We start from the raw sequence: 17,257 nt of genomic DNA, 5'->3' as shown, positions 1-17,257 counted from the left end.
AGACCTACAGATATTGCGGGACCACACAAGACTTATGCTCGATGTGGTGCGCGAATTCGTCGCGAAAATGCTTGAGGAAGCCACGGACGGGCATGGCGGCGGCGTCACCCAGGGCGCAAATGGTGCGGCCCATGATGTTGCCTGCCACGTTGTCCAGCAAGTCCAGATCTTCCGGACGGCCGTGACCGTTTTCGATGCGATGCACCATGCGGTAGAGCCAGCCGGTGCCTTCGCGGCACGGCGTGCACTGGCCGCAGCTTTCCTCGAAATAGAAGTACGACAGGCGCAAGAGCGACTTCACCATGCAGCGCGTTTCGTCCATGACGATCACAGCGCCGGAGCCGAGCATCGAGCCGGCCTTGGCGATGGAGTCATAGTCCATCGTGCATTCCATGATGATGTCGGCCGGCAGCACCGGGGCACTGGATCCGCCCGGGATCACGGCCTTCAGTTTCTTGCCGCCGCGCATGCCGCCCGCCAGTTCCAGCAGCGTGGAAAACGGGGTGCCCAGCGGGATCTCGTAGTTGCCGGGGCGTTCGACGTCGCCGGTGATCGAGAACAGCTTGGTGCCGCCGTTGTTCGGCTTGCCGACTTCCAGGTAGGCCTGGCCGCTGTTGCGGATGATCCACGGCACCGCCGCGAACGTTTCGGTGTTGTTGATCGTGGTGGGCTTGCCGTACAGGCCGAAGCTGGCCGGGAACGGCGGCTTGAAGCGCGGCTGGCCCTTCTTGCCTTCCAGCGATTCCAGCAGCGCGGTTTCTTCGCCGCAGATGTAGGCGCCGTAGCCGTGGAACGCGTGCAGCTGGAAGCTGAAGTCCGAACCCAGCAGCTTGTCGCCCAGGAAGCCGGCGGCGCGCGCCTCTTCCAGCGCTTCTTCGAAGCGCTCGTAGACTTCGAAGATTTCGCCGTGGATGTAGTTGTAGCCGACGCTGATGCCCATGGCGTAGGCCGCGATCGCCATGCCTTCAATCACGATGTGCGGATTGAAGCGCAGGATGTCGCGGTCCTTGAACGTGCCCGGTTCGCCTTCGTCCGAGTTGCAGACGAGGTACTTCTGGCCGGGGAAGGCGCGCGGCATGAAGCTCCACTTCAGACCGGTCGGGAAGCCCGCGCCGCCACGGCCGCGCAGACCCGACGCCTTGACTTCGGCGATCACGTCTTCCGGCTTCAGGCCGGTGGTGAGGATCTTCTTCAGGGCTTCGTAGCCGCCGCGCTTGACGTAGTCGGCCAGGCGCCAGTTCTCGCCGTCGACGTCCGCCATGATCTGCGGCTGGATGTGCCGGCCGTGCAGGCACATCGAGTTGGATACATCGTTCAGCGGGTTGGGATCGAGCCCTTGCGCGAACTGCTTGTACAGGTCGGGCGCGTTCATGCCGACTCTCCTTGGACCTTGAGGGCCGCGACCAGCGCGTCCAGCTTCTCGTCGGTCATGCGCACGCACATATGCTTGTTGTTCACGATCAGCACGGGGGAATCGCCGCAAGCGCCCATGCATTCGCCTTCAACCAGCGTGAACTGGCCGTCGGCGGTGGTTTGACGGTAGTCGACACCCAGCTTGCGCTTGAGGTATTCGCCGGCACGGTCGCCATCGCGCAAGGCACAGGGCAAGTTGGTGCAGACGGCGATCTTGTTCTTGCCGACGGGCTTGACGTCGAACATGTTGTAGAACGTGGCGACTTCCTGCACCGCAATGGGCGGGACGCCAATGTAATTGGCCACATCTTCAATGGTTTCGGTAGCCAACCAGCCCTTCTCTTCTTGCGCGATGGCAAGCGAGGCCATGATGGCGGACTGCCGCTGGTCGGCCGGGAACTTCGCGAGTTCTCGGTCGATTTTCTGGTAGGCCTGTTCGGAAAGCAGCATAGTTTGAATCCGGGTTATGCGGGCGTGCTCGTGACTGTCTGGGCAGATCAGCGATCGATCTCGCCGAAAACGATGTCCTGCGTACCAATGATGGTGACGGCGTCGGCGATCATGTGACCGCGCGACATTTCGTCCAGCGCTTGCAGGTGGACAAAGCCGGGGGCCCGAATCTTCAGGCGGTAAGGCTTGTTGGCGCCATCGGACACCAGATAGATGCCGAATTCGCCCTTGGGGTGCTCCACCGAGGCAAACGCCTCGCCCGGGGGCACGTGGAAACCTTCGGTGAAGAGCTTGAAATGGTGAATCAGCTCTTCCATGTTGGTCTTCATGGCGGTGCGCTTGGGCGGGGCGATCTTGTGATTCTCGATCATGACCGGACCCGGGTTGTTGCGCAGCCATTCCACGCACTGGCGGATGATGCGATTGCTTTCACGCATTTCAGCGATGCGGACCAGGTAGCGGTCGTAGCAGTCGCCGTTGACACCCACGGGGATGTCGAAATCGAGCAGATCGTAGACTTCGTAGGGCTGCGTCTTGCGCAAGTCCCAGGCCACGCCCGAGCCACGCAGCATCGGGCCGGTGAAGCCCAGGGCCTTGGCGCGGTCGGGATCGACCACGCCGATGCCCACCAGGCGCTGCTTCCAGATGCGGTTGTCGGTGAGCAGCGTTTCGTACTCGTCGACGCAGGCCGGGAAGCGGTTGGTGAAGTCTTCGATGAAGTCCAGGAGCGAGCCCGAACGCGCATCGTTCATGATGCGCATTTCTTTGTCGCCACGGTACTTGCTGGTGTCGCCGTACTGCGGCATCGTGTCCGGCAGGTCGCGGTAGACGCCGCCCGGACGGTAGTAGGCCGCATGCATGCGCGCGCCCGAGACCGCTTCGTAGCAGTCCATCAGGTCTTCGCGTTCACGGAAGGCGTACAGGAACACCGCCATGGCGCCCACGTCCAGCGCGTGCGAACCCAGCGACATCAGGTGGTTCAACAGACGCGTGATCTCGTCGAACATGACGCGGATGTACTGGGCGCGCAGCGGGGCTTCGACGCCCAGCAGCTTTTCGATGGCCATGACATAGGCGTGCTCATTGCACATCATGGACACGTAGTCCAGGCGGTCCATGTAGGGCAGCGCCTGGATGTAGGTCTTGTGCTCGGCCAGCTTTTCGGTGGCGCGGTGCAACAGGCCGATGTGCGGGTCGGCGCGCTGGATGACTTCGCCGTCCAGTTCCAGCACCAGGCGCAACACGCCGTGTGCGGCCGGATGCTGAGGACCGAAGTTGAGCGTGTAGTTCTTGATTTCTGCCATGATTTAACGCCCCAAGCCGTAAGAGTCTTCGCGGACCACGCGCGGGGTGATCTCGCGCGGATCGATCGTGACCGGCTGGTAAATGACGCGCCGTTGCTCGGGGTCGTAACGCATTTCGACGGTGCCCGACAGCGGGAAGTCTTTGCGGAACGGATGGCCGATGAAGCCGTAGTCGGTCAGGATGCGGCGCAGGTCCGGATGGCCTTCGAAGACGATGCCGTACAGGTCGAACGCTTCGCGCTCGAACCAGCCCACGGTCGGCCAGCATTCCATCAGCGATGCGACCATCGGGAATTCGTCGTCGGCGACCCAGGTACGGACACGCAGGCGCCAGTTGTTCTCGATCGACAGCAGGTGGATCACCACGGCAAAGCGCGAGCGGTGGATCTTGGCACCGGTTTCCTCGGGCAGCTGGCGCGTGCCGTTGCCCCAGGTCAGGTAGTCGACGCCACAGAGGTCGATACAGGTTTCAAAGCGCAGGCCGGCTTCGGTGCGCAGCTTGTTGCAGACGGAGAACCACTGCTGCGCGGGCACTTCGAGCGTCAGCTCGCCCAACGCCTCGGTCAGCGCGATATCCGCGCCGAGGGTGGTCTGCAAATTGTTTTTCAGGGTTTCGAGCCTGGTCATCATCTTGTACGCTTAGGTGAACCGATACGCTGGATTCGCCGTGCCCGCGGCAGCGACTGCCGCCGGGCGGGGCGAAGGCTCAGCGCGCAATCGTGTTGGTCAGACGGATCTTGTTCTGCATTTGCAGCAAGCCGTAGACCAGCGCCTCGGCCGTGGGCGGGCAGCCCGGCACGTAGACGTCTACCGGTACGATGCGGTCGCAGCCACGAACCACCGAATACGAGTAGTGGTAGTAGCCGCCGCCATTGGCACAGGAGCCCATGGAAACCACCCAACGCGGCTCAGGCATCTGGTCATAGACCTTGCGCAGCGCCGGCGCCATCTTGTTGCACAGCGTGCCAGCGACGATCATCAGATCGGACTGACGCGGGCTGGGCCGGAAGATGATGCCGAACTGGTCCAGGTCGTAGCGGGCCGCGCCCGCGTGCATCATCTCGACCGCGCAACAGGCCAGACCGAAGGTCATGGGCCACATGGAGCCGGTCTTCGCCCAATTAAGGAACTTGTCGGCGCTGGTTGTGATGAACCCTTGCTTGAGAATGCCGTCTATAGCCATATTCGTCTCTGATAGCGTGCTGTGAAAAAACCCGGAGGGGTCATTCCCAATCCAGCGCGCCCTTTTTCCATTCGTAGATGAAGCCGACGGTCAACACGGCTAGGAAAACCATGACCGTCCAGAAACCGACGAGCCCGACTGTGCCTTGGGCGATGGCCCACGGGAACAGGAACGCGATTTCCAGGTCGAAAAGAATGAACAGAATCGCCACCAGGTAGTAGCGCACGTCAAACTTCATACGGGCGTCTTCAAACGCTTCGAAGCCGCACTCATAGGGCGACAGCTTCTCAGCGTAGGGACGCCGGGGGCCAAGGAGGGAGCCGGCCGTTAGAAGCGCGAACCCGATAAGGGTGGCCACTACGATAAACAGCAGGACGGGAAAATACTGTTGCAGGTTCATTCAGGCGTCCGTCAAATGCGCAAACCTTAGGATTGTAGCATTCGCGTGGTTACTTCCGGCTGAACTCTGTAGCTTGAATAACAGGTGAAAGACTGCATTCCTCAAATGGAACAATCGCAGTTTTCGAGACAGAGCAGCAAGGATACAGGACTCGCCTGACAAGCACCTGCGGAACGCAAAAATACGACCAAAAAACGAAAAAAAAGCCACCCCTGGAGGTGGCTTTATACGAACGGGCCGAAGCCCGTTCGTTCGCTTGCGCTTTGAATCCAGACAGGGCTTGCGCCCTGCGTTGGATTAGAAGCGGTGGCGGATACCGACGCCGACAGCGGTCGACTTCAGGTCGTCGATGAAGGCGTAGTTCTTGGCGTACGAACCGTAAGCGTACAGGTTGGTGCGCTTGGACAGGTCGTAGGTGTAACCCAGCGAGTACACGTTGGTGGTGGCATCGCCGCCGGTCAACTTGTCGTTCGACGGGTCAACACGCTGCCACGAACCGAACAGGCTGCTTGCGCCGCCGATCGGGGCGGACAGGCCGACCAAGTACGAGTTGGCCTTGAAGCCGTCAGCGAAGCTGTTGGCGCCAAAGTTGATGCTGCCCAGGTTGGTGTCGACGCCTTGACCAGCGAACCAGCCGTCGGTCGTGCGAGCGTAGGCCAGAGCCAGCTTCACAACTTCAAAGTCGTACGAACCGCCGATGGCGTACTGACGCGGGGTAGCGTCGGTCGAAGCGCCCGGCAGCTTGTTCGAAGCGTTCAGTTGGTCGTACGTCAGGGCTGCGTTCAGCGGGCCGTTGACATAGCGCAGACCGGTCGTGATGGCGCGGGTGTTGTCGGCGGTCTTGAAGCCGGTTTGAGCAGCGTTGGTGTCGTTCACGTTGAACGAGTAGCCGACGCCGAACTGGAAGCCGCTGAACGACGGGGTCTGATACATGACCATGTTGTCGTAGCGGTTCGTGTTGGCGGCGCTCAGAGCCACGCCGATGTTAGCTTGACCGAAGCCAGCGCCGAACGGGTCGATCGAGCCGAAGTACTTCGACGCGATGTTGGTTTGGCGACCGAAGTCCAGTTGGCCCCAGCTGTCGCTGGCCAGACCGACGGTGGCTTGACGACCGAACAGGCGGCCGCCTTGAGCGGAGTTGCCGTTACCGGAGTTGAAACCCGATTCCAGTTGGAAAACAGCGCGCAGGCCGTCACCCAGGTCTTCCGAGCCACGCAGACCCCAGCGCGAACCGTTCTGGACGCCGTTGATCATGCCGAAACGGCTGCCGTTCACGGCATCGTTCGCAGCACCGCTGATCTTGTTGTAGCCGAGGCCCGTGTCGATGATGCCGTACAGGGTGACAGACGTTTCTGCCTGGGCGACACCGGCGAAACCGGCGAGCAGGGCGGCAGCGAGCAGAGTCTTTTTCATTTAAGAAATCTCCGTTGATTTGAGTGACAAGAGCAGCAATCCAGCAAACCAGCCTGCCGCCCCCCTAACTCCGCGAAGGGAAGTTGACGCTATTGCATCAAAAATCGGGGGGACTGGCTATGGTCGGCATCAGAAAAGTGCAGGTTTGCGACACCCCTGTTGGGATCTTGCAACATCGCGCGGACATGGCGCCAAAGCTGCTAGGGCTTTCCCTTACTTAAACAGGCAAGCCCGTATCCATGCGACTTTCAGCCCTGCCCCTAATTATTCGCTGCATTTTAGCCTGCCGCTTTCAACCGGCTTTCTTACCGGCTTTGACGCGCTTTTCGCTTTATTCCCAACCCGCCCACCCTGCGGGCCACTGTCCTGGCCAGGCGATGGCAGGACGAGCCAATAACATTGTTATTAATAAAAATCGTCGATATCATCGAACCTGTTCCCTTGCCGCTACCGCGCCTCATGCCCTCCCCGACCGCCCGCACCGACCGCAATGAACGCCTGAGCGCCCTGCGCCGCCAGTTGATTCTGGACGCCGCGCAGCGCGTGTTCGAACGCGACGGGCTGGAGAAGACGACGATCCGGGCGATCGCCAAGGAGGCCGGCTGCACCACCGGCGCCATCTACCCCTGGTTCGCCGGCAAGGAGACGATCTATGGGGCGCTGCTCGATGAATCGCTGCAGCGGCTCCACGCGCACCTGGCCGAGGCGGCCGGCGCAGGCGATGCGCCTTCCGCCGCGCGACGCGCCATCCGCGCCTTCTTCGGCTATTACGCCGAGCGGCAGACCGACTTTTCCCTGGGCATGTACCTGTTCCAGGGGCTGGGGCCGCGCGGGCTGGGCCGGGAAATGGATGAAAAGCTCAACGCCCGGCTGCGCCAGTGCGTGGACCTGCTTGGCGTAGCGCTGGCCCGCAGCAAGGGCTGGAACGCCACGGTCGTCGGGGTCGAGCAGATGAATCTATTCACGTACCTGATGGGGTTATTGCTGCTGCTGCACACCCATCGCCTGAAATCCCTGGGCCAGCACGCGGACGCGTTGCTGGACAACTACTGCCTCGCCCTGGAGCAACGATGACCGCAACCGTCCTGGCCGCCGATAGCGACGCCCCGCTGATCAGCCTGGCCGACTTCCACATCCTGCTGGCCGACCAGCATCCTTTTTCGCTGTTGCTGGGGATCGACATCCTGCGCATCGGCCGCGGCACGGCGCGTGCCGTGCTGCCGGCCCGGGACGCCCACCAGCGCCTGGGCGGCATCGTCGCGGGCCCCATGCTGATGGGGCTGGCCGACCTGGCCATGTATGCCGCCGTGGTGGGCGCGACCGGCCAGGCGCACGCGGTGACGGCCAGCCTGACCATCAATTTCCTGCGCAAAAGCCCCGCCGGCGCGATCTATGCAGACGCCCGGCTGCTGAAGGTGGGTCGCCTGTCCGCAGGCGAAGTCATCCTGACCGGCGAAGGCTCGGACGAGCCCTTGGCCCATATCGTGAGCACGTGGTCCGTGCCGAAGCCATGAGCCCCCGCGTCAGCATCGTGGGGATGGGCGGCACCGGCACCCTGGCCGCCCGGCGCCTGCTGGAGGCCGAGCCGGACATCGCGTTGACCGTCTACGACATCGATCCCGAACGCTGCGAGGATTTCCGCGGTTCGGCCACGCTGGCCACCTCGGCCCGCGAAGCCCTGGCGGAATCGGACACCATCGTGCTGGCGCTGCCGCGGGAACGCGAGATCGACCGCACGCTGGAACGCTTCAGCGACGGCGAAGTCACCGCGCTCGTGGCCGGCAAGCAGATCATCGACCTGGCCCCTCCCCCCGCCGAGCAGGCGCGACGCCTGGGCCTGGCGGTCGCCGGGGCGGGCGGACGCTATACCCCCTTGCCGGGCGAGGCGACGGAAGACGCAGGCGCGCGGCTACTGAAGGTCTTGCTCTGCCCGGCGTGACGTGCAGTAGCGCTCGGCCACCGCCACGCATACCGACAGCCAGGCCAGGCTGACGGCGAAGCCCGCCACGACGTCGCTGGCGAAATGCACCTGCAGCAGGATGCGGCTGAGCCCGATCGCCATGATCAGCGCGGCCGAGACCGCCACGCAGGGCCATCGCCAGGCGGGCGGCGCCAGGCGCCACACCAGGTAGCAGGCCGTGCCGTAGACGGCCATCGCGGCCGACGCATGGCCGCTGGGGAAACTCCACCCTGCCACCGTGGCGTAGCCGTGATCATGTTCCGGCCGCACCCGTTCAAAGGTGTGCTTGAGCAACCAGTTGATCGCCCCGCCGATGCCGGTGGCGATGGCGCAGAACGCCGCCAGCCGCCACCAGCCCGTCCAGAGCAGGTAGACCGTCATCAGCACGCTCAGCACGGTCAGGAAGTTGCGGTCGCCCAAATACGTGAACCAGGACAGCAGCCACAGCAGCGAGGTGTCCATGGTCATGCTCAGGGCGTCGGCCAAGGCGCCGTCGAACGCGACGACGCCGCCCTGGCGGCGTACTGCCATCGCGAGCCCGAGGAACAGCGCCAACAAGACGGCCAGCGACGAAGCGTAGACCACATGGCGGGCCCGCCTGGAGCCGCCCACATAGGCGCGCATGCCCCAGAACGCGGCACCGCCGGCCAACAGCGGCAGCGCGATGAACAATTCCAAGGCATGGGATGCCGCCCACGCCGCCCACGCACCGGTCATGAAAGCGTCACCAGTGTCTTGTCGACCGGCGCGAACGCGTGCGTGCCCGCCGCGTAGTCCCAGCGTTCGACGTGGCAGGCCTGTTGGTCGCCCTCGCCTTCGCGCGTGATCACATTCACCGAGTTCGGCACGCTGCCCCGGACACGGTGAGAGCAGGCGGTGCCGGCCTGGACGATCCAGCCGGCGGATTGGCCGGCTGCCGTCAGCGGCAGCACATAAGGAAGATGGATGTGCCCGCCCAGGATCAGGTCGACGCCGGCCTGGGCCCAGGCCGCCAGCGCGCGTTCGCGCCCGATCAGCAGATTGGACAGGTCGGATTCGACCTTGGCGCGCACCGGATGGTGCGCCACCACGACCCGCAACTGGCCCGGGCGTGCCTGGCGCAGACGCTGCGCCACGCGGGCGATCTGCGTGTCGGAGATTTCGCCGTCCTTGCGGCGCCGCGGCCGCGTGGTGTTCACGCCGATCGCCAGCAAGCCCGGGTTTTCGAATACCGGCTCCAGCACGGCGCCCAGCGCGCGCCTGTAGTTGCCATACGGGTTGAGGGCGCGCGCGAACACGTTGAACAGCGGGATGTCGTGGTTGCCCGGCACGGCCAGCACCGGCAGCGACAGGCGTTCAATGAATTTGCGGGCGGCGGCGAATTGGCGGCGCCGCGCGCGCTGCGTGATGTCGCCGCTGAGGACGACGAGATCCGGGTTCAGCGAGCGGGCCAAGTCCAGCGCGGCCTCGACCACGGGCTTGCGCTCGGTGCCGAAATGCGTGTCGGATAATTGCAGGATGCGCGTCATGAGCGGTCCAGGTACTGCGAGTCGGCCGGCACCACCAGCGGCAGCTTTTCGCCGGCGACCTTGAATTCCAGCGGCGTGTTCATCCAGGAGATTTCGCCGTCCATCGCGACCTTGACGCGGCTGCGCCCCCGGATGTGGACCGTCAGCCGGTCGAAGGCGAAGTTGATCACGTGTTCCGCGTCGCCCAGCCGGCTGAACAGGCCGCGCACCAGCAAGCCGTACAGCGCCAGCGTGCCGACCGGACGCGCCGCCATCGCCATCAGGCGGCCGCGGTCAAGCTCCTGGGATTCGATGCCGATGTGCTCGAGTTGCAGCTTGTTGTTGCCGACCACGAGCGTGGGCGAGCGCAGATCGCGCACCCGGCCTTCATATTCCAGCTGCAGCCTGAGCTGGCGCGGCGCGCGCAGCAAGGTGACGATGCCCGACCATAGCGCCACCAGGCGGCTGCGGCCGAAGCGCTGCTTGTAGGCTTCGCGGTCTTCCAGCAACGTGGGGTACAGGCCCAGGCTGGCGTTCACCAGGAACAGGCGGCCATTGAGGTGGCCCACCTGCACCGGCCGCAAATGGCCTTGCAGGAAGCCGCGCAAGGCGACTTCGGTGTCTTGGGAGATGCCGTAGCTGCGGCCGAAGTAATTGAAGGTGCCCTGGGGCAGGATGCCGAAGGGCACGCCCTGGCCCAGCACCGTGCCCGCCACGGCATTGAGCGTGCCGTCACCCCCGGCGGCGATGACGGCGCCCTGCTCGTCTTGCGCGCGCTTGACGGCGGACTGCGCTGTTTCGGTCAGCCGTGACGGGTCATCGACGGGCATCAGCGTGTAGCGCCGGCCCGCCTCGTCAAGGATGCGGCGGATGGTGTCCTGCAGGACCTGCGCGTCGCCGCGCCCCGATCCGGTATTGAGGACGATGAAAAGCGGTTCTTGTCCCGTCAGGGATTGCGCCCCGGTTGCCGGGCGCTGCTGGGATGACGTCATGGGAGAAAGATAGCCCATGCCGGCAAATCGCCGCAAGGCGGCCCGACGCGCCTGGCCCGCCGGGCCGCGCATCGGGCGCCTCGCCCCCCGGTCAGCGGCCGATGGCGTAGGCCTGCATCAACCGCGGCGTGGCTGCGGCGTGCAGCAGTCCGTCCTCGTCGCGCGAGGCGGCGGTCAGGCGGCCCACGGACCACTCGGGCACTTCCTCGATCCGATGTCCGCGCTGGCGCAGGCCATCGATGACCTCGGGACCGAAGCTGGCTTCCACCGCCAGATGCCCGGGCTTGCGGTCGCGCGGGTAGAACGACGTGGGGAAGTGCATGGTGTGGGACATCGGCAGGTCGATCGCTTCCTGCAGATTCAGCCCGTGATGCACGTGGCGCAGGAAGAACAGCAGTTGCCACTGTTCCTGCTGGTCGCCGCCCGGCGTGCCGAACGCCAGGTAGGGCTTGCCGTCGCGCAGCGCCAGCGAAGGCGTCAGCGTGGTGCGCGGGCGTTTGCCCGGGGCGAGCGTGCCGGGCAGTCCTTCTTCCAGCCAGAACATCTGCGCGCGCGTGTTCAGGCCGAAGCCCAGTTCCGGGATCACCGGCGACGACTGGAACCAGCCACCCGAGGGCGTGGCCGAAATCATGTTGCCCCAGCGATCAATGACGTCCACGTGCGTGGTGTCGCCGCGCTTGGCGGAAGCGCGCATGTCGGCCAGCGTCGGCTCGTTGGTCGCGCTGCCGGGCGCGGACACCTTGGACAAGCGTTCCAGCGTGTCCATGACGCGCGCCACCTGGGCCTCGAAGCCGGGCACCTGGCCCGGCAGCAGGTCGTGCGAGGCGGACTCACCGATCAGCGCGCGGCGTTCCGCGTTGTACTCATCGGACAGCAGATGGGCCAGCGGCACGTCGATGAAAGCGGGATCGCCGTAGTAGGCCTCGCGGTCGGCGAACGCCAGCTTCATGGCTTCAGTGACGCGATGGATGAATTCCACGCTGTTCGGGCCCACGCCGGCAAGGTCCATGTCTTTGAGCAGCGCCAGCGTCTGCAGGAAGACCGGGCCCTGGCTCCAGGCGCCGGCCTTGGCGACGGTATAGCCGTGATAGTCGTAGGTCAGCGGCGTGTCGTAGCTGGCCGACCAGCCCGCCAGGTCGGCCGCGGTGATGACGCCGCGATGGGTCGTGCCGCTTTCGTCCATGACGTCGGTGTTGCGCGCGAACTTGTCGATCTCGTCGGCGATGAAGCCGCGGTAGAACGCATCGCGGGCCGCCTCGATCTGGCGTTCGCGGTCCGCGCCCACGGCCTCGGCTTCCTTCAGCACGCGGGTCCAGGTGCGGGCCAGCGCCGGGTTGCGGAACAGCTTGCGGGCTTCGGGCACCTTGCCGCCCGGCACGTAGACCTGCGCGGTCGTCGGCCAATGCGTTTCGAAGAAGTCCTTCAGACCGGCGATGGTGTTGGAAATGCGCGGCATCAGCGCATGGCCGTGCTCGGCGTAATAGATGGCGGGCTCCAGCACGTCGCGCACGCGCATCGTGCCGTGGTCGCGCAGCAGCAACATCCAGGCGTCGAACGCGCCCGGGATCACCGTGGCCAGCAAGCCGTTGCCGGGGATCAGCTTCAATCCTTCGGCACGGTAGCGCTCAAGCGTGGCCGCGGCAGGCGTCGTGCCTTGGCCGCACAGCACCTCCACCTGGCCGGTGCGCGCCGAATAGAACACCGCCGGCACTTCGCCGGCCGGGCCGACCAGATGCGGTTCGACCACCTGCAGCACGAACGCCGACGCCGCGCAGGCGTCGAACGCGTTGCCGCCGCGTTCCAGCAGCGACATGCCGGCCGCGCTGGCCAACCAATGGGTAGAGGTCACGACACCGAAGGTGCCGAGGATTTCCGGGCGAGTGGTGAACATAAGCAGTCCTGTATGGTTGTCAGATCCGAGGCCCCAGCGATCCAACCGTCGCAATCAAACGGTGCCTCCCGATCCGGGACACCGCGGATCCGGCTCCGCCGGTCCGCAGGTGTCGCCCCCTAGAGGGGGCCCGCGCAAGCGGGTAGGGGGTGGGCCTACTTCGCTGCGGCGGTGACGCCCTTCAGGCGGATCAGGCCGTCGGGGTAGGCGACGAAGCCGTCCACCTTCTTCTGCACGCCGAAGGTCCACGGCAGGTAGAACAGGTAGACGATGGGGCGCTGGTCCTGCATGGACGTCAGCACCTGGTCGTACATGGCGCGGCGCTTGGCCGTATCCGCTTCGGCGCGGGCGTCGTTCAGCAGCTTGTCCACGCCGGCGTCGCAGAACTTGCCGTCGTTCAGGTTGCCCTTGCAGCTGAGGTACTGGTGAATGTTGCCGCTGGGATCGACGCGGCCCGACCAGCCGCTCTGGCCCACTTCGAAATCACCGCGCGCCAGCGACGATTGCAGCGACGCGAATTCCACCGGGCGCAAGGTGATGTCGAAACCCGCTTCGGCGCCCATCGCCTGCACCAGTTCGAACACCTGCTGCATGGTCGTGTTGTTGCCGAAGGTGATCTCGAACTTCACGCGGTCAAAGCCCGCTTCCTTCAAGAGCGCCTGCGCCTTCTTCGGATCACGGCCCTTGTGTTCGAAGGCGGTGTTGTAGGCGAAGCTGGCAGGCGGGAACGGCTGGTAGGCGGGCTGGAACATGCCTTCGCCGATCACCTGGTTCAGCACGTCGCGGTCGATCGCCAGGTCAAGCGCCTGACGCACGCGCTTGTCTTTGGCCAGCGGGTTGTTGGCGCGCGCGCCGTTGCCCAGGTTGACCGAGATCGACTGGAAGCCCAGCCCGGTCACCGGCGCCAGGCGCAGGTTGCCGTCGTCTTTCACGGCCTTGGCATCACTGGGCGCCACCCGCTCGATGATGTCCAGGTCGCCCGCGCGCAGGTTGTTCAGGCGCACGGTGTTGTCGGGGATGGGCGTGAAGACCAGGCGGTCGAAGTGATAGTTCGCAGCGTCCCAGTATTTAGGAAATTTCTCGAGCACGATGCGGTCGTTCTGCACGCGCTCCTTGAATTGGTACGGCCCCGAGCACACGGGCTTGCCACCGGGATCCTTGTCGAACGTGGCGGGCGACATCATCATGCCCGCGCGGTCGGACAATTGTGAGAGCAGGGACGCGTCCGGCTCCGACAGGTTCAGCACGACGGTATTGGCATCGGGCGCGTCGACGCTGGCGACGGTGGCCAGTTCGCTCTTGCGGTTGCTGTCGGGCAGGGTGCGGGCGCGGTCCAGGTTGGCCTTGACGGCGGCGGCGTTGACCGGCGTGCCGTCATGGAACACGGCGTCCGTGCGCAGCTTGAACGTCAGCGACTTGTTGTCCGGGCCGACGGTCCAGGACTGCGCCAGCTGGGGCACGATCTTCAGGTCGGGCGTGATGTCCACGAGCTTGTCGCACAGCGAGGCAAAGACGATGCGGCCCACGAAGGTGCGCGCGCGCACCGGGTCCAGCACGTCCGGGTCGTCCTGCAGGCCGATCCGCAAGGTGGACTGGGCATGGGCCAGTCCGCCCACGAGCATTCCCGCCATGGCCATGGCGGCGCAAAGTTTACGCATGGATGTTCTCCCTCGATTGATTTTGTTGGATTCTGCGCCAGGCGCGCCGCGATTGTATAGAGCGCGCGCTGTCGGCCAGCTAAATGAGGCGGACGGCGGCCGCCTCGCGGACGGCCGCGCTCAGGGCAGCCGGCAAGGCGCCGAGAAATCGACCGCGGCGGCGACGGCGTCGCGCAAGCAGGCGACCAGCGCGCGCGTGTCGTCGCGCCGGTATTGGAACGCGTAGGGCAAGGCGGCCAGCGCAGGCTCTCCGTGCAGGACGCGCAGGCTGCCTTCGGCTTGCAGCGCTTCGGCCCAATGGCTGGGCAGCAGCCCGACGCCCGTGCCTTCGATCAGCAGGCCGGCGATGGCGCCCCAGTTATTGCAGCACAGGCGTTCACCGGACGACTCGCGCCCGGCCAGCCAATCATCGATGATGCGGGTCGTGCCCGCGCCGGCCGGCAGCGTGACCAGCGGCAGGCGGGCCAGCAGCGCCGGGGTCATGCGGGTTTCGCCCTCCAGCACGGAAGGCGACGCCGCCCAGGCGAAGCGCGCCTGGCCGATCGGCGTGGACGCGATGTTCGCGCGCGACGAGCGTCCCGCGATGACGGCAAAATCCAGTTCGCCATCCGCCACCCGCTGCTCCAGCACCTGGCCGATGTCCACGTAGGGCTCCAGCACCAGATCGGGATAGGCTGCCCGTACGCCGGCGATCAGGCGCGGCAGCCAGGTCAGCGCGGTCAGTTCGCCCACGCCGAAGCGGCAACGGCCGCGCAGGCCCGGCGATTCGGTCATGGAGGCCCGCACCCGGTCGGCGGCGGCAAGCAGTTCGCGGGCCTGCGGCACCAGCCGTTGGCCGGCGTCGGTCAGCGCGGCCTTGTGGCCGCTGCGGTCGAACAGCGCCTGGCCCAGCGCTTCCTCAAGCTCGGTGATGCGCTTGGACAGCGAGGACACCGACAGGTGCAGGCGTTCGGCAGCCACGGCGAAGCTGGCGCAGGTGGCGGCCCAATAGAAGGCTTCGAGTTGCTTGAGGGTCATGCGGCGATTGTAGGGGGAGGCGCCCCGCTCCGGCGGCGCTAGGCCAGACGCGGCATCAACAGGTGGGGCGACAGCCGCAGGGTGTCGATGCCGGCGCGCAACATGCGTTCGACGCGGGGCCAGATGTCGCCCTTCAGGCGATCCGACCAGCAGATGCTGTCGAACACGCCGTCCACCAGCGAATGCAGGTAAATGTTGGACAGCCGCACGTCCAGCGCGGACGGCAGGTCTTCGCGCTCGACGGCCGCGCGCAGCAGCTTTTCGGACGTGCGCTGCGCGTAGCGTTCCCACAGGTCGCGGCGGCGCAGCAACGGCGCGTTCTCGTCGCTGCGTTCGCATTTCAGGTACAGGATTTCCAGCACGCGCTGCATTGAGCCCTCTTCCGAATAGATCTGGATGAACTGGCGCATGGAGACGTAAAGCGATTCCAGGGCTTCGCCCTCGGTCGATACCTGGGTCAGCGAAGCCGCCTCGCCGAGCGCGCGGTCGCACATGGCGATACAGACGTCGATCTTGTTCTTGTAATGGCCGTAGACGGCGCCCCGGGATACCCCCGCGTGGTCCGCGATGTCGCTCATGGTGGTGCTGGCCACGCCTTTGGACAGGAACACGTGCTCTGCCGCATCCAGGATGCGGTCGCGGGTGCGTTGGGACTCTTCTTTCGTCTTGCGGGCCATGCAGGAAATCTCCAGGAAAGGGTGATGGGGAACAGGCGGCAAAAAAACGGCGGCCCGTCCAGGAGCCGCCATTCCCACACTGTTAAGAAGTGTGCAGCCATGAGCATACTTTCCAACAAGATAATCAATCAAGCATGACGGATTAAATGATAGACTCGCCTCCCACCGGGAAAACCCGCGCATTCCCGGCACGGCATCACCCTCTGCCCTTCCCACGGGCACATCACAACAACAATCAAAAATGAAGCAACGAGTCCCCTACAAAAAGCTCGCCTTTCTATCCGTATTGGTTCTTATTTCCGCTTGCTCGAATAAGGCGCCGGAAGAAGAAGCCAAGGTGCCCGCCGAAATCGGCGTCATCGTCGCCCGGGCCACGCCCACCGCCGTCACCACCGACCTGCCCGGCCGGCTTGAACCCTATCGCGAGGCCGAGGTGCGCGCCCGCGTGGCCGGCATCGTCACCGAGCGCCTGTACGAAGAAGGCCAGGATGTGGTCCGCGGCGCCGCGCTGTTCCAGATCGACCCGGCGCCCTTGCAGGCCGCCTACGACTCCGAGGCGGCCAATCTGGCTCGCGCCCAGGCCAACCTGTCCGCCGCCGCCGACAAGCTGCGCCGCTACGCCGACCTGGTGAGCGACCGGGCCATCAGCGAACGCGACCACGCCGAGAGCGTGGCCGATGAACGCCAGGCCCGCGCGCAAGTCGCGCTGGCCCGCGCCAACCTGCAAAGCGCCAAGCTGCGCCTCGGGTATGCGCGGGTCACCTCGCCCATCGACGGCCGCGCCCGGCGCGCGCTGGTCACCGAAGGCGCGCTGGTCGGCGAAGGCCAGGCCACGCCGCTGACGGTGGTGCAGCAGATCGACCCCATCTACGTGAACTTCGCCCAGCCCGCCGCCGAGGTGATGCAGCTGCAGAAGCAGATCCGCGCGGGCGCGCTAGAAGGCGTGGCGCCGGACCAGCTGCGGGTGCGCCTGGTGTTGCCGGACGGGTCCGAGTACGCGCGCGGCGGCACGCTGTCGTTCGCCGACCTGGCGGTGGACCCCGGCACGGACAACGTGACGATGCGGGCGCTGTTCGACAACCCGGGCCGCGAATTGCTGCCGGGCATGTACGTGCGCGTCAAGCTGGAGCAGGCGATCAACCGCGAGGCCTATCTGGTGCCGCGCGACGCGCTCTTGCGCACCGCCGAGGGCGCGCATTTGCTCGCGGCGGACGACACCGGCGAACTGCGCCGCATCCCGGTGGCCGCGCATCGGCTGCAAGGTCCGAACTGGATCGTGACGCAAGGGCTGGCCGGCGGCGAACGCATCGTCGTGGAGAACGCCGCCCAGCTGGCCGCGGGCCAGAAGATCAAGCCCATTGAAAAACCAGCCCCCGGCGCACAAACCGCCCCCGAGGGCAAGAAGGGATAAA

The 17,257-nt window shown here is 65.4% G+C and carries 18 protein-coding genes; 4 read left to right on the top strand and 14 right to left on the bottom strand.

The window, feature by feature from the left end; all coding sequences use genetic code 11:
• Nucleotides 1–4 precede the first annotated feature (4 nt).
• The 7 genes from nuoF to ACO6D5_RS00655 form a co-directional block, all read right to left on the bottom strand.
• Nucleotides 5–1,372 carry an NADH-quinone oxidoreductase subunit NuoF gene (gene nuoF / locus ACO6D5_RS00685; RefSeq protein WP_006223755.1) on the bottom strand — a complete coding sequence of 456 codons (1,368 nt, stop codon included), beginning with the start codon at nucleotides 1,370–1,372 and terminating at the stop codon, nucleotides 5–7.
• Nucleotides 1,369–1,863 (bottom strand): NADH-quinone oxidoreductase subunit NuoE, encoded by a 495-nt coding sequence (nuoE, locus tag ACO6D5_RS00680; RefSeq protein WP_006217963.1) that lies wholly within the window; start codon nucleotides 1,861–1,863, stop codon nucleotides 1,369–1,371. Before nuoE ends, nuoF begins: the two co-directional genes overlap by 4 nt.
• Before the next feature lie 47 nt (nucleotides 1,864–1,910).
• Complete coding sequence (locus ACO6D5_RS00675; protein ID WP_280025679.1) at nucleotides 1,911–3,167, bottom strand: NADH-quinone oxidoreductase subunit D; 1,257 nt, start codon at nucleotides 3,165–3,167, stop codon at nucleotides 1,911–1,913.
• A 3-nt stretch (nucleotides 3,168–3,170) separates the two neighbouring features.
• Complete coding sequence (locus ACO6D5_RS00670; RefSeq protein ID WP_315526706.1) at nucleotides 3,171–3,797, bottom strand: NADH-quinone oxidoreductase subunit C; 627 nt, start codon at nucleotides 3,795–3,797, stop codon at nucleotides 3,171–3,173.
• Nucleotides 3,798–3,873: 76 nt separating this feature from the next.
• Nucleotides 3,874–4,350: a NuoB/complex I 20 kDa subunit family protein gene (locus tag ACO6D5_RS00665; protein ID WP_006217960.1), complete on the bottom strand. Its 477-nt coding sequence runs from the start codon at nucleotides 4,348–4,350 to the stop codon at nucleotides 3,874–3,876.
• Nucleotides 4,351–4,390: 40 nt separating this feature from the next.
• The gene (locus ACO6D5_RS00660; RefSeq protein WP_006217959.1) at nucleotides 4,391–4,750 is read right to left on the bottom strand and encodes an NADH-quinone oxidoreductase subunit A; all 360 of its coding nucleotides are present in this window, start codon (nucleotides 4,748–4,750) and stop codon (nucleotides 4,391–4,393) included.
• A 297-nt stretch (nucleotides 4,751–5,047) separates the two neighbouring features.
• Nucleotides 5,048–6,163 (bottom strand): porin, encoded by a 1,116-nt coding sequence (locus ACO6D5_RS00655; protein WP_485824336.1) that lies wholly within the window; start codon nucleotides 6,161–6,163, stop codon nucleotides 5,048–5,050.
• A gap of 459 nt (nucleotides 6,164–6,622) precedes the next feature.
• Between ACO6D5_RS00655 and ACO6D5_RS00650 the strand changes: the two genes are divergently transcribed.
• The 3 genes from ACO6D5_RS00650 to ACO6D5_RS00640 are packed head-to-tail and all read left to right on the top strand — an operon-like array spanning nucleotide 6,623 to nucleotide 8,102.
• Nucleotides 6,623–7,237 carry a TetR/AcrR family transcriptional regulator gene (locus ACO6D5_RS00650; protein ID WP_485824335.1) on the top strand — a complete coding sequence of 205 codons (615 nt, stop codon included), beginning with the start codon at nucleotides 6,623–6,625 and terminating at the stop codon, nucleotides 7,235–7,237.
• On the top strand, nucleotides 7,234–7,677 hold the full coding sequence (locus ACO6D5_RS00645) for a PaaI family thioesterase (RefSeq protein WP_315526702.1): 444 nt from the start codon (nucleotides 7,234–7,236) through the stop codon (nucleotides 7,675–7,677). The genes ACO6D5_RS00650 and ACO6D5_RS00645 overlap by 4 nt, the downstream gene beginning before the upstream one ends.
• Nucleotides 7,674–8,102: an NAD(P)-binding domain-containing protein gene (locus tag ACO6D5_RS00640; protein WP_485824334.1), complete on the top strand. Its 429-nt coding sequence runs from the start codon at nucleotides 7,674–7,676 to the stop codon at nucleotides 8,100–8,102. The genes ACO6D5_RS00645 and ACO6D5_RS00640 overlap by 4 nt, the downstream gene beginning before the upstream one ends.
• Here the strand turns inward: ACO6D5_RS00640 and ACO6D5_RS00635 are convergent.
• From ACO6D5_RS00635 to axyZ, 7 genes are all read right to left on the bottom strand, one after another.
• Nucleotides 8,073–8,840: a phosphatase PAP2 family protein gene (locus ACO6D5_RS00635; RefSeq protein WP_485824333.1), complete on the bottom strand. Its 768-nt coding sequence runs from the start codon at nucleotides 8,838–8,840 to the stop codon at nucleotides 8,073–8,075. The two genes, ACO6D5_RS00640 and ACO6D5_RS00635, sit on opposite strands and share 30 nt — an antisense overlap.
• The gene (locus ACO6D5_RS00630) at nucleotides 8,837–9,631 is read right to left on the bottom strand and encodes a metallophosphoesterase family protein (protein ID WP_485824332.1); all 795 of its coding nucleotides are present in this window, start codon (nucleotides 9,629–9,631) and stop codon (nucleotides 8,837–8,839) included. Before ACO6D5_RS00630 ends, ACO6D5_RS00635 begins: the two co-directional genes overlap by 4 nt.
• A complete protein-coding gene (locus ACO6D5_RS00625; RefSeq protein WP_485824331.1) occupies nucleotides 9,628–10,602 on the bottom strand; it encodes a diacylglycerol/lipid kinase family protein in 975 nt (324 codons plus the stop codon). The genes ACO6D5_RS00630 and ACO6D5_RS00625 overlap by 4 nt, the downstream gene beginning before the upstream one ends.
• Before the next feature lie 91 nt (nucleotides 10,603–10,693).
• On the bottom strand, nucleotides 10,694–12,493 hold the full coding sequence (locus ACO6D5_RS00620; RefSeq protein WP_485824330.1) for a gamma-glutamyltransferase family protein: 1,800 nt from the start codon (nucleotides 12,491–12,493) through the stop codon (nucleotides 10,694–10,696).
• 155 nt (nucleotides 12,494–12,648) lie between these two features.
• Nucleotides 12,649–14,151: an ABC transporter substrate-binding protein gene (locus ACO6D5_RS00615; RefSeq protein WP_315526696.1), complete on the bottom strand. Its 1,503-nt coding sequence runs from the start codon at nucleotides 14,149–14,151 to the stop codon at nucleotides 12,649–12,651.
• 120 nt (nucleotides 14,152–14,271) lie between these two features.
• Nucleotides 14,272–15,168: a LysR substrate-binding domain-containing protein gene (locus tag ACO6D5_RS00610; RefSeq protein ID WP_315526695.1), complete on the bottom strand. Its 897-nt coding sequence runs from the start codon at nucleotides 15,166–15,168 to the stop codon at nucleotides 14,272–14,274.
• A 38-nt stretch (nucleotides 15,169–15,206) separates the two neighbouring features.
• Entirely contained in the window at nucleotides 15,207–15,845 is a 639-nt protein-coding gene (gene axyZ, locus ACO6D5_RS00605; RefSeq protein WP_315526694.1) for a multidrug efflux transcriptional repressor AxyZ, read from the bottom strand.
• Between the two features lie 241 nt (nucleotides 15,846–16,086).
• On the opposite strand from axyZ, the gene ACO6D5_RS00600 reads away from it, so the two are divergent.
• Nucleotides 16,087–17,256 carry a MexX/AxyX family multidrug efflux RND transporter periplasmic adaptor subunit gene (locus ACO6D5_RS00600; RefSeq protein ID WP_485824329.1) on the top strand — a complete coding sequence of 390 codons (1,170 nt, stop codon included), beginning with the start codon at nucleotides 16,087–16,089 and terminating at the stop codon, nucleotides 17,254–17,256.
• The last annotated feature ends 1 nt before the right edge of the window (nucleotide 17,257 follow it).

This window comes from Achromobacter sp. (assembly GCF_057314935.1).
The sequence above is the reverse complement of the archived record's forward strand: the minus strand, read 5'-3'. Positions and strand labels throughout refer to the sequence as shown.

Bases quoted from the DNA above. Each gene is read 5' to 3' on its own strand.
- ACO6D5_RS00635 (WP_485824333.1), bottom strand. From the start codon at position 8,840: ATGACCGGTGCGTGGGCGGCGTGGGCGGCATCCCATGCCTTGGAATTG.
- ACO6D5_RS00640 (WP_485824334.1), top strand. From the start codon at position 7,674: ATGAGCCCCCGCGTCAGCATCGTGGGGATGGGCGGCACCGGCACCCTG.
- ACO6D5_RS00660 (WP_006217959.1), bottom strand. From the start codon at position 4,750: ATGAACCTGCAACAGTATTTTCCCGTCCTGCTGTTTATCGTAGTGGCC.
- ACO6D5_RS00655 (WP_485824336.1), bottom strand. From the start codon at position 6,163: ATGAAAAAGACTCTGCTCGCTGCCGCCCTGCTCGCCGGTTTCGCCGGT.
- ACO6D5_RS00650 (WP_485824335.1), top strand. From the start codon at position 6,623: ATGCCCTCCCCGACCGCCCGCACCGACCGCAATGAACGCCTGAGCGCC.
- axyZ (WP_315526694.1), bottom strand. From the start codon at position 15,845: ATGGCCCGCAAGACGAAAGAAGAGTCCCAACGCACCCGCGACCGCATC.
- ACO6D5_RS00670 (WP_315526706.1), bottom strand. From the start codon at position 3,797: ATGATGACCAGGCTCGAAACCCTGAAAAACAATTTGCAGACCACCCTC.
- nuoE (WP_006217963.1), bottom strand. From the start codon at position 1,863: ATGCTGCTTTCCGAACAGGCCTACCAGAAAATCGACCGAGAACTCGCG.
- ACO6D5_RS00665 (WP_006217960.1), bottom strand. From the start codon at position 4,350: ATGGCTATAGACGGCATTCTCAAGCAAGGGTTCATCACAACCAGCGCC.
- ACO6D5_RS00615 (WP_315526696.1), bottom strand. From the start codon at position 14,151: ATGCGTAAACTTTGCGCCGCCATGGCCATGGCGGGAATGCTCGTGGGC.
- ACO6D5_RS00625 (WP_485824331.1), bottom strand. From the start codon at position 10,602: ATGACGTCATCCCAGCAGCGCCCGGCAACCGGGGCGCAATCCCTGACG.
- ACO6D5_RS00610 (WP_315526695.1), bottom strand. From the start codon at position 15,168: ATGACCCTCAAGCAACTCGAAGCCTTCTATTGGGCCGCCACCTGCGCC.
- ACO6D5_RS00630 (WP_485824332.1), bottom strand. From the start codon at position 9,631: ATGACGCGCATCCTGCAATTATCCGACACGCATTTCGGCACCGAGCGC.
- ACO6D5_RS00600 (WP_485824329.1), top strand. From the start codon at position 16,087: ATGAAGCAACGAGTCCCCTACAAAAAGCTCGCCTTTCTATCCGTATTG.
- ACO6D5_RS00620 (WP_485824330.1), bottom strand. From the start codon at position 12,493: ATGTTCACCACTCGCCCGGAAATCCTCGGCACCTTCGGTGTCGTGACC.
- ACO6D5_RS00645 (WP_315526702.1), top strand. From the start codon at position 7,234: ATGACCGCAACCGTCCTGGCCGCCGATAGCGACGCCCCGCTGATCAGC.
- nuoF (WP_006223755.1), bottom strand. From the start codon at position 1,372: ATGAACGCGCCCGACCTGTACAAGCAGTTCGCGCAAGGGCTCGATCCC.
- ACO6D5_RS00675 (WP_280025679.1), bottom strand. From the start codon at position 3,167: ATGGCAGAAATCAAGAACTACACGCTCAACTTCGGTCCTCAGCATCCG.